Below are 14,641 nucleotides of genomic sequence, written 5' to 3'. Positions count from 1 at the left end.
GCCTGCGGGGCATAAGCCGGCGGCGAGGCATCCGGACCACGCAGCCGGATCAGCAGACCTGGGCGGCCCCGGACCCCCTGTGGATGTCGGACATCACCTACGTGCCCACGGATGCCGGCTTCCTCTCCCTGGCCGTGGTGATCGCCACCTTCAGTCGGCGCGTGGTCGGCTGGTCCATGGCCAGCCACATGCGCACCGAGCTGGTTGTGAGCGCCCTGGATAGGGCGACGCACAGCCGGCGGCCGGCGTCGGTGATCTGCCCCATTCGGATCAGGGCTGCCAGTACACCTCGCTGGCCTTCGGTCAGCGTCGCCGCGAAAGCGGTGTTCAGCAGTCCATGGGCTCGGTGGGCGACTGCTACGGCAACGCCATGGCCGAGAGCTTTTTCGCCACGCTCGAATGCGAGCTGATCGACCGGCGGCGCTTCCGCACTCACGCCGAGGCCCGCCAGGCGATCTTGGAATTCATCGAGGGCTGGTATAAACCTCGGCGCCGCCATTCCGGGATCGGTTACCGGTCCCCCAAGGGTCATGAGCAAGGCGGAATGGCAGCGGCATAAGCCAAGCACCTAGGTGCCCCCGGAAACGGGGTAACTCCACCTACCTGGTGTAAATTAGGCTGGAACGCACAGGTTAGGTTTGTCGAACACCCCCAGAGGAGACCGTCTTGCCCGACTTTTCCATGGAGGCCCTGCTGAAGAACATGCTTCAGAACCAAGGCAGCGACCTGTTCCTGACCGTGGGGTCGCCGCCGGCAATGAAGATCGATGGGGAAATCAAGCGCTTCAAGGCCGACAACCTGGCCCCCGGGGATACGGAGCGCCTGGCCCAGGAGGTCATCGATACCGACCAGGCCTGGCAGGCGCTCCACGCCAAGGGCAGCGCCAACCTGGCTGTTTCCAAGGAGGGAGTGGGGCGTTTCCGGGTCAATGTTTTCCGCCAACGCCACAGCATCGGCATGGTCATACGGCGCATCAATACCACCGTTCCCGGCTTTGAAGAGCTGGGCCTGCCGGAGGTGCTCAAGGACATTGTGTCCTACCAGCGTGGCCTGGTGTTCGTCGTGGGTGCCACCGGCTCGGGCAAGTCCACGACCCTGGCCTCCATGATCGATCACCGGAATCGCAACACCGCCGGCCACATCCTGACCCTCGAGGATCCCATCGAGTTCATCCACGACCACCATAAATCGCTGGTTAACCAGCGCGAAATCGGCATGGACGCCGATGACTGGGAATCAGCGCTCAACGACGCCCTGCGCCAGGCGCCGGACGTGGTCCTGGTGGGCGAGATCCGCAACCGCGAATCCATGCAGCATGCCCTGCACCTGGCCGACACCGGTCACCTGACCCTGGCCACCCTGCACTCCACCAATGCCGCCCAGACCCTGGATCGCATCCGCAACCTGTTCCCCGAGGATCGCCACACCCAGATCCTGCAGGACCTATCCCTCAACTTACGCAGCATCATTGCCCAGCGTCTGCCCCCCAAGATAGGTGGCGGCCGGACGGCTGCCCTAGAGGTGTTCGTCAACACCCCACGCGCTGCGGACTTCATCATGGGCGAGCAGTTCGGCGCCCTGAAGGACGTCATGGAGGATGACCAGCAGCACGGCATGCAGAGCTTCGACCAAGCCGCGTTCGATCTCTACAAGACGGGCAAGATCGACGCCGAGGAGGCGCTGCATAGCGCTGACTCACCCAACAATGCGCGCATCGCCATCAAGAACTTCGAGCGCGAGCGCGGTGGGCCGGTGCCCGAGGTGGCCAACGGCGGCCAATCCGATTCGGGAGTACCCGATTTCGAGATCCAGGGCCACGACTCGGATGAGGACTGAGGTCCGCAAGAATAGCGGCCAAGACAATCCCGGGATGGTCCCCGGTGTTATGGGCCCGTGCTTAAAGGCAGCGTTCAGTGCGTGGCGCCCTTGGCCAGGCAGGCGGCGATGGCCTCGGAGGAGCCGATACGCTAGCCGTTGACGGAAGGCCTGGGGCACCGTGTCGGCGCCGGCGACCGCGTGCATGGTGACGTTGCGGTCAAGCCCGATCTCCTCGAAGGCTATGATGTTGTCGCCAAGCACCGCCTTGGTCCGGGAGCAGTAGGGGCAGCCGGGCTTGCTGAACAGGGTCACCGCCGACGACGCCCCGGCCTCCGGGTTAATGTAATCCAGCACGGTATCGGCGTCGGAGACCTCTTAAGGGTCCTCTTCTGCCGCCGGCTCCATGAAAAGGCGCTCGACCCCCCTTCGCGCACCACCATGGCGTAGTCCCAGGAGCGCTTGCCGAAGCCCAGTTCGGCCTTGTCCACCACCATGCCCATGCCGTCGGTGGAGGTGCCGTAGTCGGGCAGGGAGGTGATGGCGTAAGCCTAATGGTCCGCCTGCCGCGCTTTCATGACGAAGGCGTCGTTCACCGACACGCACACCATGTCGTCCACGCCGTTTTCCCGGAACATAGGCGCCAGGTTGTTGAAGCGCGGCATTTGGGCAGCCGAGCCGGTGGTGGTAAAAGCCCCGGGCAGGGCGAAAACCACCACCGTCCGGCTATCGAAGACCTCGCACGAGGCCACCCGCACCCATTGGTTATCCCGCCGGCTCTGGAAGGTGACCTCGGGGAGGCGTTTTCCCTCCCGGCCATCGCCTACGATTGGCTCCTCAATAAAGGTGCGTTTGTTGTTTTTCGGAAATCCGGGCTTGGCCCAGATCTGAAGCCATCCTAGAGGGCGACGAGCTATTGTTTAAAAGAATTATAGCCATGGATTGGATAGCTTTTAGCTACAAACCGGGGCGATGCAGGTGAGCGGACAGTCGCCGACCGCGGCGGCCAACGCGTCCACCGCCTCTGGACGGGGAAAGCTCTCCCGCCAGGCCAGGGCGATGCGGCGGGTAGGGGCGGTCTCGGCGAAGCGGCGCTGAGTGAGCAGGCGTCGGTTGAAGAGCTCACCGCCAACGGCGGTGCAGGGCATCACCGTGACCCCCAATCCCGAGGCCACCATGTAACGGATGGTCTCCAGGGAGCCGCTCTCGATGGTGCGCGCCATGCCCACCGGCTGCCCCGTGGCCGGCTGGCACTCGGGGCAATGGGCCAGCACCTGGTCACGGAAGCAGTGGCCGTCGCTCAGCAGGAGCACTGTCTCCTCCCCAAGCTCCGACCGTGCCACCGCCCCCCGTTGGCTCCAGGGATGGGAGGCCGGCACCACCACCATGAAGGGTTCGTCGTACAGCGGGCGGGTGATCAGCCGGGGCACTTCGAAGGGCAGAGAGACCACGATGACGTCCAGCGCGCCCCGCTTGAGCCGCTCGGTGAGGTCATGGGTATAGCCCTCCTCTACCACCAGGCCCAGCTCGGGAGCGCGCTTGTTCAGGGCGGGCACCAAATGGGGCAGAAGGTAGGGGCCCACGGTGTAGATGGCGCCCAGCCGCAGGGGCTCGGCAAGCGGATCGCGGGCGGCAGCGGCCAGCTCGTCGATGGCCTCCACGCCCTCCAGGACCCGCTGGGCCTGAGCAACCACGAGCTCACCCACGGGCGTTGGGGTCGCGGCGGCGGTGCCGCGCTCGAACAGCGTAACCCCCAGCTCCTCCTCCAGCTTCCGCACCGCCACCGACAGTGTGGGCTGGGCCACGAAGGTGGCCTCCGCCGCCCGGCCAAAGTGGCCGTGGCGGGCGAGGGCGACGATGTAGCGGAGTTCGGAGAGGGTCATGGAGATGAAGAGGCTACCATGAGAGCCGGGAACTGGACCTTAAAACGGGCCACTTGGATCTGTTTGAGGGAAAGAAAGTCGTAAAGTGGTTCGGGTCGGTATTTCCACGGCATACTGGAAGATAGGGGGGTGCTATTCGGTGGCCAGCAGCTCCACCCCGATGTGGAAGGCGTCACCGCGCTCCAGGCAGAAGATGACCTCGCCGCGGTGCTGCTCGTCCGCAGCTGGACTGTCGATGTTCAACCGCACCAGCTCATGGGGATCCACTGGCTGTTCGGCAAAGAGTCCCAACCCCAGTGGCGAGCGGTCCAATACCAGAACCGCTAGCTCGCTGCCGTCGGCGCGCACCAGACGGGCCGCCAGGTCCTCTTGCAGGCGAGGGGCCAGGCGGTTTTCGGCGCCCTCGCTGGAACCAGTCAGCTCGCTCCCCAAGCGAATGTGGGCGGTAGCCAGAAGATTGGTGGCCCAGGCCGGGGCGCCGGCTTCGGCCCCTTCCTCGATAAGCGTTCCCAAGGCACCGGGGAGCTCATCCGCGCTCGTTGGGTTCGGGGCCCGGATAGGGCCGGCTTCGTCGCCCGTTTCGCCCGTTACACCCGCCAGATAGCGGATGCGCTCACTGGTGCGTTCCAGTATGGCCACCACCGTTTCAGGGGCACTCGTGCGACGGCCGGCATCGCTAAGTGCGGCCAAGCCCGCCAAAAGGGCCGGAACGGTGGGATCCCGGTTTGCCGTCAAAGCCTCCCTCCCTTTGGCTGGTATGAGCTGCGGTGTCCGGTTGATCCCCTTGATACTACGGGTTTGGGAAGGGGCAAGGAACCGGCTGCGCTCGAATCAATGAGCGCCGGGTGCGGCTCCCAACAAAACCCGAGGAGGACCCCGGTCGTCATCCATGTTGGCAGCCAGGGCTACGGCAAGGGTGCCGCAGCGCTTGGTCAGGGTCGTTTTGTCCCTGCCCGGGAAGGAGGCTTTGTAGAGGCTGGTTACGGCATCGTGGGCGAGGGTGAGGCGGCGGTTCTCGACACCCTCGGGACCGAGATGGTTCAGCTCGCCGACAAGCACCCTGGTTCCCCAGCCTTCGGCTTCCAGCTCAGGTTGAAGGAGGCGGTGGTTAGGTTGCGGACATCGCGAGCGGGGTCGAGCTGCATGTCTTTGGGCTCCGCCGAGCCCACCTTCCGCTTGACCTCGGGATCCTCCAGCATGGGGCCGCCGAAGGCGATGGCCAGGCGCACCCGACCTTAGCCAGCCCTTTGCCACGGCCAGTTCCCGATGATTGGTATAAAGTGACATCGCCAACCGGTTGCCGGCGCGGGGGCTACCTGGTTGAGCTTGCAGTTGATCAGGTCCTCGGGCCCTCCAAGCCGGGTTTCCTGGCTCAGCGCCGTGGTTGGGTTTTTGGCGATGTCGCGGGCATCGGGCAAGCGCAGGGAATCCGACAAGGGAGACCTCTGGCCGGAACCAATGGCGAGGGTCGTTCCTGAGGCAGGGGCCCCTGGAACGGGATGGGGTCTCGGGCCTACTCCTCGAAGATCTTGGGGCCCAGACCCCAGTTGGCCGCCAGGGTCTCGGTGCTGTTGAGCACTTCCTCGGCCATGGCAGGGTGGTTGAACCGGCCCGCGGCGATTCGGGCCAGGGCTGTCTCGGGGTCGGTATGGGTGGTCAGGACGTGCACCAGCTCCCCGGCGTTGTCACCGACGATCTCGCCCCCGAGCAGAGTGCCCTCGTCCATGTCCACCAGCAGGCGGGTAAAGCCCGCGTCGGCGTCCAGGCCCAGGGCCTTGGGGTTGGTGTCGAAGCTGGTGAAGCCAACCGCCGGCTCCCAGCCGGCGTCCTCGGCGGTATCGTCGTTCAGGCCCAAGCGGGCCATCTCCACCGCCGAGTAGACCACCTCGGGCACCGCGGCGTCGTCGGCCTCGGCGCTGCCCTGGTGGAGGATGTTCTTCACCGCCACCTCCGCGTCGGCCATGGCGTGGTTGGCGGTCTGGTGCGGATTGGCGCAGTCGCCGATGGCGAAGATGCCGGCACGGCTGGTCTCGCGGGCGGTGTCGGCCTGCACGTAGCCCTTGGCATCGGTGGCTACGCCCGCGGTGTCCAGGCCGAGATCGTCGGTCACCGGTTCGCGCCCGGTGCCCAGCAGGATCCAGTCGGCCTCGTGGGTGGTCCCGTCGTCGAGTTCGGCCACGGCGCGGTCGCCCGCCACCCGCGTAGCCGCCAGGCGGCCGCCAACCTGCCAGTCCATGCCGTATTCGGCCAGCTTTTCCTCGAGGACCTTGCGCGCCTGGGGCGTGAAGCTGGACTTGCCCATGGGGCTGGCGGTGGCCAGCCAGGTTACCGAGCAGCCCAGCTGGCCCAGGATGAAGGCCATCTCGGTGCCGATGACCCCGGAGCCCACCACGATCACCTCGCCGGCCGGCGGCGCGGGCTCATCGAACAGCATGTCGGTGGTAAGCACCCGCCCGGAGACCGGTTCCACGCCGGCCAGGGGCATGGGCCGGGAGCCGGTGGCGAGGATGACCTTGCGGGCGGCCACGGTGCCGGCGTCGGGGCCCTCGATGGCCACATTGCCCTCAAAATCGAGGCGGGCGTGGCCGCGGTATTTCCGGACCCCCAGGCGGTCCATGAACTTGATGTAGCTGTCCTGGACCTGGTCCACCACCTGCTCCTGGTGCTGCCAGGCGGCGGCCAGGTCGCCGCGTAGCGGGCCGCCAGCAATGCCGCGTTCGGCGAAGCGGTCCGACTTGGCCAGGGTCTTGGCCGAGTGGTGCCAGTCCTTTTTGGGGATGCAGCCCCGGTTGAGGCAGGTGCCGCCCCAGTCGCTACGCTCCACGATGGCCACCGCAAGGCCGCGCAGGGCGGCGTAGATGGAGGCGCGGTAGCCGCCGGGACCGCTGCCGATGACTACCATGTCCAGTGGTTCGCTCATGGCCGTCTCCAGCTCGGTGTGGAAGGAGGCGTATTTTGGGTGAAATCCGTCAGGAGGCCAAGGAGGCTTGGCCCTATTCCACCCGACGGTCCGGCAGATACAAAAAAGCCCCGTCCGCAGACGGGGCCTAGTTGCGCTTAGGGACGCGGTGGGGAAATAGGCTTACATCATGCCGCCCATACCACCCATGCCGCCCATGCCGCCCATGTCGCCGCCACCGCCGCCTTCGTCGCCTTGGTCCGGCTTGTCGGCGATCATGGCCTCGGTGGTGATCATGAGGCTGGCGATGCTGGAGGCGTTCTGCAGCGCCAGGCGGGTCACCTTGGTCGGGTCGATCACGCCCATGTCGAGCATGTCGCCGTATTCCTCGGTGCCGGCATTGAAGCCGTAGGTGGCCTTATCGCCTTCCATGATCCGGCTCACCACAACGGAGGGCTCGCCGCCGGCGTTGTCCACGATCTGGCGCAGCGGCTCCTCGATGGCCCGGCGGACGATGCCGACCCCGGTGTCCTGGTCGTGGTGGCCGATCTGGAAGTCGTCCAAGCCCTTGCGGGCGCGCAGCAGGGCGATGCCGCCGCCGGGCACGATGCCTTCCTCGACCGCGGCGCGGGTGGCGTGCAGGGCGTCCTCGACGCGGGCCTTCTTCTCCTTCATCTCCACCTCGGTGGAGGCGCCCACGTTGATCACGGCGACGCCGCCGGCGAGCTTGGCGACCCGCTCCTGCAGCTTCTCGCGGTCGTAGTCGCTGTTGGCGTCCTCGATCTGCTTGCGGACCTGGCTGACGCGGTTCTGGATGTCGGTGTCGTTGCCGTAGCCGTCGACCACGGTGGTGTTGTCCTTGTCCACCGTGATGCGCTTGGCTTGGCCCAGATCGTCGATGGTGGCGTTCTCGAGCTGGGCGCCAACGTCCTCGGAGATCACGCGGCCGCCGGTGAGGATGGCCATATCCTCGAGCATGGCCTTGCGCCGATCACCGAAGCCGGGGGCCTTCACCGCGGCGACGCGGATGGTGCCGCGCATGTTGTTGACCACCAGGGTGGCCAGGGCCTCGCCCTCGATGTCCTCGGCCACGATCAGCAGCGGCTTGGACTGCTTGGCGACGCCCTCCAGCACCGGGAGCAGGTCCTTCATGCTGGAGATCTTCTTGTCGTGCAGGAGGATGTAGCAGTCCTCCAGCTCGGCCACCATGCGCTCGTTGTCGGTGCAGAAATACGGGCTCAGGTAGCCGCGGTCGAACTGCATGCCCTCGACGACGTCCAGGGTGTTCTCCAGGGAGGAGCCCTCCTCCACGGTGATCACGCCTTCCTTGCCCACCTTGGACATGGCGTCGGCGATGATCTGGCCGATGGACTCGTCGTTGTTGGCGGAGATGGTGCCGATCTGGGCGATCTCCTTCTCCTCGGAGCAGTCCTGGCTGATGTTGCTCAGCTCGCCCACGACCTTGTCCACGGCGGCATCGATGCCGCGCTTGAGCTCCATGGGGGCCATGCCCGCGGCGACGGACTTGATGCCCTGGGTCACGATCTCCTGGGCTAGCACGGTGGCGGTGGTGGTGCCGTCGCCGGCCTCATCGGAGGTCTGGCTGGAGACCTCCTTCAGCATCTGCGTGCCCATGTTCTCGAACTTGTCCTCGAGCTCGATCTCCTTGGCGACGGAGACGCCGTCCTTGGTGATGGTGGGGGAGCCGAAGGACTTCTCGAGGACCACGTTGCGGCCCTTGGGGCCGAGGGTCACCTTCACTGCGTTGGCGAGCTGGTCGACACCGTGAAGCATGCGGTGACGGGCGGTCTCGCCGAAGCTGATCTCTTTCGCTGCCATTGCTTTTCAACCCTCCAGTTCGGATTTCCGAAACGTCGTCGGATGGTCGGTGCGGCCTACTCGACCACGCCCATGATGTCGTCCTCGCGCATGACGAGGACCTCGTCGCCGCCGGCCTCGACCTCGGTGCCGGCGTATTTGGCGAAGATGACGCGGTCGCCTTCCTTGACGGCCATGGGCCGCTTCTCGCCGCTGTCCAGGATCTTGCCGTCGCCCACGGCGACGACGTTGCCCTGGATGGGCTTCTCTTTGGCCGTTTCGGGGATGTAGAGACCGCCTTGGGTGGTCTCTTCTTCTTCCACACGCTTGACCACAACGCGGTCATGCAGAGGACGGATCTTCATGGGGCCGTTCCCTCCTAAGTAGGTAAACGTAAAAAGGCACGTCGGATGGATGTTCGGTGTCTGCCGAAGGCCCCCAAACGGCTCGGGGGCAGACTTGTTAGCACTCTTTGGCGACGAGTGCTAATGGTAATCGGGCCTGGCCCGTTGTCAAGCCTGATCGGCTCAATGGTCGCGGTCGCTATCCCGGTGGCGGAACTCGCCCTCGATGGTAGTGGGCCCGGGTTCCTCCGGTTCCCGCGGTCCTCCCGGACCGCCGCCGGAGCCGAAGGTGCGCACGATCAGGTGATGCTGAAGGCGCCGGTACGCCCAGCGGCGCAGGGGCGGCGTCAGCAGGGCGAAGCCTACGGCGTCCGTGAAGAACCCGGGCGTCAGCAGCAGCGCCCCGGCGAACACTAGGCAGGCCCCGTCGAAAAGGGTCTGGCCCGGCAGCTCCCCGGTGTTCAGCTGAGTGTACAGCCGGGTTACCGTTACCATTCCCTGATAGCGGGCCAGCACCGCGCCCAGCAGGGCCGTGCCCACCACCGACAAGATGGTCAGCGGCGCCCCCAGGACCTGGCCCACCTCGATCAGGATGTAGATCTCGACCAGGGGGATCGCCAGGAAGACCGCGAACAGGACGGGGAAAAGCCGCATGGGGCTCCTTTTCGGCGTCGAATGGCGCCTCGGCCTCGCCGGGACGATAATTAGATGGGGATAACCAAGGGGCGCCTCAAGGGGGGAGGCAAAAAAAATGGCGACGACCATAAGGCCGTCGCCCAACCCACAAAGGAGGAAAAGCCTTCTCAATCACCGAGCCCGTCGCCACCGGCGGTTGCCTAGGTGGTGAGCCGGGCTTACTGACTGATCGGCCACAGAATCGGACCATCGGCCCGGACGGAAGTTCCCCGGCCGACTATTCTCCCGTTTACCCGAAAAGGAGGCGCCTGCCGTGAACATCATCGTCTACACCACCTGCCCCGACGAGGAGGTCGCCCGCGCCATCAGCCACAAGGTGGTCTCGGAGCGGCTGGCGGCCTGTGTCCACCGCCATACCGCCGGCACCAGCGTCTTCGAGTGGGAGGGCCGGATCGAGGAGGACGACGAGATCCTGCTCATGATCAAGACCAAGGAGAAGCTCTACCAGGCCCTGGAGGAGGCCATCCTGGCCGAGCACCCCTACGACGTCCCCGAGATCATCGCCGTTTCCATCGACCAGGGCCTGGCCGCCTACCTGCGCTGGATCGACCACCTGGACTGAGCAAGTGAGGGGTGAAAAGTGAGGCGTTAGGGGTGACGGCAGGGGGAACCCTGGCCCCTGTCGGCGGCCTAATGGCCGGGGCCGGAAGGGAGAGTGATCCTCGGTGCGATTGAGGGCTCTGGTGGGGCTGGTGGTCATGGCGTTTTTGACGGGGCCGGCCGCGGCCGCTCCGGACGGTGAGCGGTCCGGCGGCTGGCGGCTGGCCGACGCCGTCAGCCCCTATCTGCGCATGCATGCCGATAACCCGGTGGAATGGCGCCCCTGGGGCGAGGCCGCTTTCAAGGCGGCGCGGAACCGGAATAAGCCGCTGTTCATCTCCATCGGTTACTTCACCTGTCACTGGTGCCATGTCATGGAGCGGGAATCCTTCCGGGATCCCGCCATCGCCCGCCTGCTCAACGAGCATTTCATCGCGGTGAAGGTCGACCGCGAACAGCGTCCCGCGGTCGACGCGGCCTATCTCCGCTTCGTGGAGGCTACCGCCGGCCACGGGGGCTGGCCCCTTAACGTGTTCGCCACCCCCGAGGGTCGGCCCTTCTTCGGGGGCACCTATTTCCCGCCCGAGCCGGATCAGGGGGAGCCCGGCTTCCGTGACCTCGCCGAGCGCATCGCGCGCGAATGGGCGGCCAATGAGCGCCAGCTGCGGCAGGCGGCGCGCGTCACCGCCGATGAGCTGGAGCGGGGCAGCGCGGTACCGGAGGGGGCGCCCCTGCCGGCAGGGATGGCTGACCGGGGTGCCCGTGCCCTGGCGCGGCAGTACGATGTCTTCCACGGCGGCTTCGGCACCAGTCAGAAATTCCCCCGCGCTTCGGATCTGCTTTTCCTGTTGGGCCGTCCCTCGGATGAGCAGGCGGGAATGGCCCTGGACACCCTCGATGCCATGGTGGCCGGGGCCCTGTTCGACCAGCTGGGCGGCGGCTTCCATCGCTACGCCACCGACCCCCAATGGCGGGTGCCCCATTTCGAGAAGATGCTTTATACCCAGGCCCTGCTGGGTCGGGCCTACCTGGCGGCCTTCGAGCGCACCGGCCAGCCCCGACATGCCCGCGTGGCCCGGCGTACCCTGGCGTTCGCCCTGACCGACATGCGCCATCCCCAGGGCGGCTTCTTTGCCGCGCTCGCCGCTAGCAGCCCGCTTCCGGAGGAGCCGGAGCAGACGCGAGAGGGCGCCTATTATACCTGGTCCTGGGAAGCCTTCACCGACGCCCTTGGGGAGGGGGAGCTGCGCGAAATGGCTGCCGACCGCTACGGCGTGGAGCCGGGTGGCAATACCGGTGGCGCCGGTCTGGGACGGCGCAATGTCCTCTACCGGGCGGCCGAGGTGGCCGAACTGGCACAGGCGTTCGGTTTGGCCCAAGCCGAGGCCCGGGAGCGGCTGGCCGAGGCCCGCCGCCGATTGGCCCGGCACCGGCGCCAGCGGCCGTTGCCGGAGACCGACCGCAAGCTGCTGGCGGCTTGGAACGGTTATATGGTTACAACGTTGGTTCGCGCGGCCCGAGTTTTGCAAGAGCCCTATTACCGGCGGGCGGCCCGGCGCACCGCGGCCTTCGTCTGGCAGCACCTTGTGGTCGACGGCGAGGGTGGCCTCCGGGTCCGGCGTTCCTGGACCGATGGCCGACCCGGACCTGCCGGGACGGCCACCGATTACGCGGCCCTGGCCGAGGCGGCTTTGGCCCTCCACCGGGCTACCGGCAAGGCGGTCTGGCGAAAGCGGGCAAGGGGCCTTCTGGAAGCGCTGCAAACCGAATTCCGGGATCCCCAGGGCGGTCTGTACGCCCGCGCCGGAGGCCGGCTGTGGCTGCGGCCCAAGCCGGTGGACGATAACCCCGAGCCCTCCGCCAACTCCCTCGCTGTCCGGGCAATGCTCGCCCTCGGTAGGCAGGGCGGCGGCAAGCGCTGGCTGGAGGCGGCGCGCACGGAGGCAGCCTGGCAGGCCGCCAGGGTCCATGGTCATCCGGAGGCGGCCGGCTATCTGCTGGCGCGGTGGCCGAACCTTCTGCCGCTGGCAGATTGAACGGGCCCCTTCATGGGGGTGGCGTGTGCATGTCAACTGATTAGAATGCGTGTTCTAGGCGCTGGCGAAAGATCCCCCAACGGCCCGAGGCGAACCGGGCCGAAAACCGGGAAAGGAGCGGATACGGCATGAAAAACCCAAACTGGGTGGCCAACGGCAAGGGCTTGCTGGCGGGCCTGCTTGGGCTTGTTCTGATCGCGGCCGGCGCCGGTCCCGCTGCCGCCCAATCGGACCTTTTGGACCCGGAGAAGGCCTTCAAGCCCACGGCCGAGGCGGTGGGCCCGGACCGGGTGCGCATCACCTGGGACGTGGCCGAAGACTACTACCTCTACCGCGATAAGCTGGATCTGGAGGTGGTGGAGCCCGGCGGGGTGAGCGTGGCTGGGATCGAGAAGCCGCCGGGTAAGGAGAAGTACGACAAGACCTTTGACGAGCGGCTCCAGGTCTTCCGCGGCGAGGCCCACCTGACCGCCGATCTTGAGGGCCTCAACGGTGCCCGGGAGGTGACGGTGACCGCCCACTACCAGGGCTGCGCCGATGCCGGGGTGTGCTACCCGCCGCAGACCGCCGACTTCGATTTGGTCCTGCCCACAGCCGCTGCGGCAGCACCGGACGCCGGCGATGGCGGCGCCGCCGGAGGCAGTGGCGACGCCGCCGGCGGCGAGGGCGCATCCGCCGGCCCCCAGGGTCCGGCCTCGGAGCAGACCCGGTTCGCCTCGGCCCTGGAGGCCGGGGGCTGGACCGTGGTGGGGGTGTTCTTCCTGGCCGGGCTGGCCCTGGCGTTCACTCCCTGCATCTTCCCCATGATCCCCATCCTGTCCGGGATCATCGTGGGCCAGGGCGGGGAGGGCCGGGGCATGACCAAGACCCGGGCCTTCGTGCTGTCGCTGGCCTACGTCCTGGGGGTGGCGGTGACCTACGCCGCCCTGGGGGTGATTGCCGGGGCCACCGGCGCCGCCATCCAGGCGGCGCTGCAGGACCCCTGGGTGATCGGCGCCTTCGCCGCCGTGTTCGTGGCCCTGGCGCTGTCCATGTTCGGCTTCTACGACTTGCAGTTGCCGGCCAGCCTGCAGACCCGGCTGCAGGAATCGCAGCAGCACCTGGGCCGGGGCAGCGTCGTCGGCACCCTGGTCATGGGCGTGCTCTCCGCCCTGATCGTGGGGCCGTGCGTGGCGCCGCCGCTGGCCGGGGCGCTGATCTACATCGGCCAGACCGGGGACATGGCCCTGGGCGGGCTGTCCCTGTTCGTCATGTCCTTAGGTATGGGGGTGCCGCTGCTGGTGGTAGGCACCACCGCCGGCTCGGTGATGCCGCGCGCCGGGGTCTGGATGAATATCGTTAAGTACGTCTTCGGTGTCCTGCTCCTGGGGGTGGCCATCTATCTGCTGTCGCGCATCCTGCCCTACCCGGTGTCGCTGCTTCTGTGGGGCATGCTGCTGGTGGTTTCCGGCATCTATATGGGTGCCTTCGACCGCCACGACCCTGAGGTCTCCGGTTGGCGCCGCCTTTGGAAGGGCCTGGGCCTGGTCCTGGTGATCCTAGGGGCCCTGGAACTGGTTGGCGGTGTCACCGGCGCCCAGGATCCCCTGCGGCCGCTGGCCAAGGTCACCGCTACTAGCGGTGGCGCCGGTGGCGGCTCAGAAAAGTCCCACCTGGAGTTCCAGCGGGTAGCCAACCTGGAGGAGCTGAAGGCGGTGATCGACGAGGCCGCTGCTGCGGACCGGCCGTTGATGCTGGACTTCTACGCCGACTGGTGCGTGGAGTGTGTGCGCTACGAGCGCACCACCTTCCGCAGCCCCGAGGTGGCACAGATCCTGGATCGCCATGACGTGCGGCTGGTGCAGGTGGACGTCACCGAGCAGAACCAGGCACACAAGGCCCTGCAGCGCCACTTCAACATAGTCGGTCCGCCGGCAATCATGTTCTACAACCGCGACGGCGAGGAGATGAGCGCTTCCCGCGTCGCCGGCTACATGGACGCCGAGGCCTTCCTGGAGCATGTAGGAAAGGTCTATGCGGATTAGGCCGCTATTTCGCATGCTAGTCGTAGCCATCATGGTGGCCGGCCCGGTCCTGGCGGGATGCAGCGAAGCCCCCGTGGTCTCGGCCGAAGAGGCGATGGAGGCGCCTGCACTGCAGCAACCCACGCTGGACAACGGCAAGGTTGCCCTTACCGATTTCCGCGGCAAGGTAGTATTGCTCAATTTCTGGGCCACCTGGTGCCCCTACTGCAAGAAGGAGATTCCGCACCTGATCGAGCTCCAGGAGGACCTGGGCGACCGCGGCCTGCAGGTGGTCGGGGCGGCCATGAACTGGAAGATCGACAGCCGCGAGCCCAAGAATCCGGATATTTTCCACCAGAAGGTGGCCAGTTATGCCTTAAAGCACGGGCTCAACTACCCGGTGCCCCTGGTCAAGCAGGGGATGGACGGGATTATGAAGCGTTTCGGGGATCCGGCGGGGGTGCCGTATACGGTCCTGATCGATACCCAAGGCCGTATCCGGGCGACCTTTCAAGGCAACCCGGGCAAAGACAAGCTGTGGCGGGCGGTGAAGGCCCTGCTTTAATCGCCGGCCTTTCTGGTAAACCAGCCCGGGCCTGGCGGTCCG

The 14,641-nt window shown here is 66.6% G+C and carries 13 protein-coding genes and 2 pseudogenes; 6 read left to right on the top strand and 9 right to left on the bottom strand.

What is annotated here, in order from left to right; translation table 11 throughout:
* Together V5A19_RS07035 and V5A19_RS07030 are read left to right on the top strand one after the other, a co-directional pair.
* Positions 1-559: pseudogene (locus V5A19_RS07035) on the top strand (IS3 family transposase); the annotation flags it as partial.
* 107 nt (positions 560-666) lie between these two features.
* Positions 667-1,836, top strand: a complete 1,170-nt coding sequence (locus tag V5A19_RS07030; protein ID WP_332317477.1) for a PilT/PilU family type 4a pilus ATPase — start codon at positions 667-669, stop codon at positions 1,834-1,836.
* A 144-nt stretch (positions 1,837-1,980) separates the two neighbouring features.
* On the opposite strand, the pseudogene V5A19_RS14340 reads toward V5A19_RS07030, so the two are convergent.
* The 9 genes and pseudogenes from V5A19_RS14340 to V5A19_RS06985 form a co-directional block, all read right to left on the bottom strand.
* Positions 1,981-2,645 (bottom strand): annotated as a pseudogene (locus V5A19_RS14340) (redoxin family protein); the annotation flags it as partial.
* A gap of 123 nt (positions 2,646-2,768) precedes the next feature.
* A complete protein-coding gene (locus V5A19_RS07020) occupies positions 2,769-3,698 on the bottom strand; it encodes a hydrogen peroxide-inducible genes activator (RefSeq protein ID WP_332317478.1) in 930 nt (309 codons plus the stop codon).
* Positions 3,699-3,830: 132 nt separating this feature from the next.
* Positions 3,831-4,433 (bottom strand): PilZ domain-containing protein, encoded by a 603-nt coding sequence (locus V5A19_RS07015; protein ID WP_332317479.1) that lies wholly within the window; start codon positions 4,431-4,433, stop codon positions 3,831-3,833.
* Positions 4,434-4,529: 96 nt separating this feature from the next.
* Entirely contained in the window at positions 4,530-4,757 is a 228-nt protein-coding gene (locus V5A19_RS07010) for a hypothetical protein (protein WP_332317480.1), read from the bottom strand.
* Positions 4,739-4,927 carry a hypothetical protein gene (locus V5A19_RS07005; protein ID WP_332317481.1) on the bottom strand — a complete coding sequence of 63 codons (189 nt, stop codon included), beginning with the start codon at positions 4,925-4,927 and terminating at the stop codon, positions 4,739-4,741. Before V5A19_RS07005 ends, V5A19_RS07010 begins: the two co-directional genes overlap by 19 nt.
* A gap of 284 nt (positions 4,928-5,211) precedes the next feature.
* On the bottom strand, positions 5,212-6,618 hold the full coding sequence (locus V5A19_RS07000) for a dihydrolipoyl dehydrogenase family protein (protein WP_332317482.1): 1,407 nt from the start codon (positions 6,616-6,618) through the stop codon (positions 5,212-5,214).
* 162 nt (positions 6,619-6,780) lie between these two features.
* Positions 6,781-8,436 carry a chaperonin GroEL gene (gene groL, locus V5A19_RS06995; RefSeq protein WP_332317483.1) on the bottom strand — a complete coding sequence of 552 codons (1,656 nt, stop codon included), beginning with the start codon at positions 8,434-8,436 and terminating at the stop codon, positions 6,781-6,783.
* A gap of 56 nt (positions 8,437-8,492) precedes the next feature.
* Positions 8,493-8,780 carry a co-chaperone GroES gene (gene groES, locus V5A19_RS06990; RefSeq protein ID WP_332317484.1) on the bottom strand — a complete coding sequence of 96 codons (288 nt, stop codon included), beginning with the start codon at positions 8,778-8,780 and terminating at the stop codon, positions 8,493-8,495.
* Between the two features lie 162 nt (positions 8,781-8,942).
* Positions 8,943-9,413, bottom strand: coding sequence for an FxsA family protein (locus V5A19_RS06985; protein ID WP_332317485.1), 471 nt, complete (start codon positions 9,411-9,413; stop codon positions 8,943-8,945).
* A gap of 295 nt (positions 9,414-9,708) precedes the next feature.
* On the opposite strand from V5A19_RS06985, the gene cutA reads away from it, so the two are divergent.
* The 4 genes from cutA (at position 9,709) to V5A19_RS06965 (ending at position 14,599) form a co-directional block, all read left to right on the top strand.
* Complete coding sequence (gene cutA / locus V5A19_RS06980; RefSeq protein WP_332317486.1) at positions 9,709-10,017, top strand: divalent-cation tolerance protein CutA; 309 nt, start codon at positions 9,709-9,711, stop codon at positions 10,015-10,017.
* A gap of 103 nt (positions 10,018-10,120) precedes the next feature.
* A complete protein-coding gene (locus V5A19_RS06975; protein ID WP_332317487.1) occupies positions 10,121-12,031 on the top strand; it encodes a thioredoxin domain-containing protein in 1,911 nt (636 codons plus the stop codon).
* Between the two features lie 128 nt (positions 12,032-12,159).
* Positions 12,160-14,055 (top strand): protein-disulfide reductase DsbD, encoded by a 1,896-nt coding sequence (dsbD, locus tag V5A19_RS06970; protein WP_332317488.1) that lies wholly within the window; start codon positions 12,160-12,162, stop codon positions 14,053-14,055.
* Positions 14,045-14,599, top strand: coding sequence for a TlpA family protein disulfide reductase (locus V5A19_RS06965; RefSeq protein ID WP_332327744.1), 555 nt, complete (start codon positions 14,045-14,047; stop codon positions 14,597-14,599). Before dsbD ends, V5A19_RS06965 begins: the two co-directional genes overlap by 11 nt.
* Positions 14,600-14,641 lie beyond the last annotated feature (42 nt).

This window comes from Thiohalorhabdus sp. (assembly GCF_036628635.1).
In the GTDB taxonomy this organism is placed as follows: Bacteria; Pseudomonadota; Gammaproteobacteria; order Thiohalorhabdales; family Thiohalorhabdaceae; genus Thiohalorhabdus.
The sequence above is the reverse complement of the archived record's forward strand: the minus strand, read 5'-3'. Positions and strand labels throughout refer to the sequence as shown.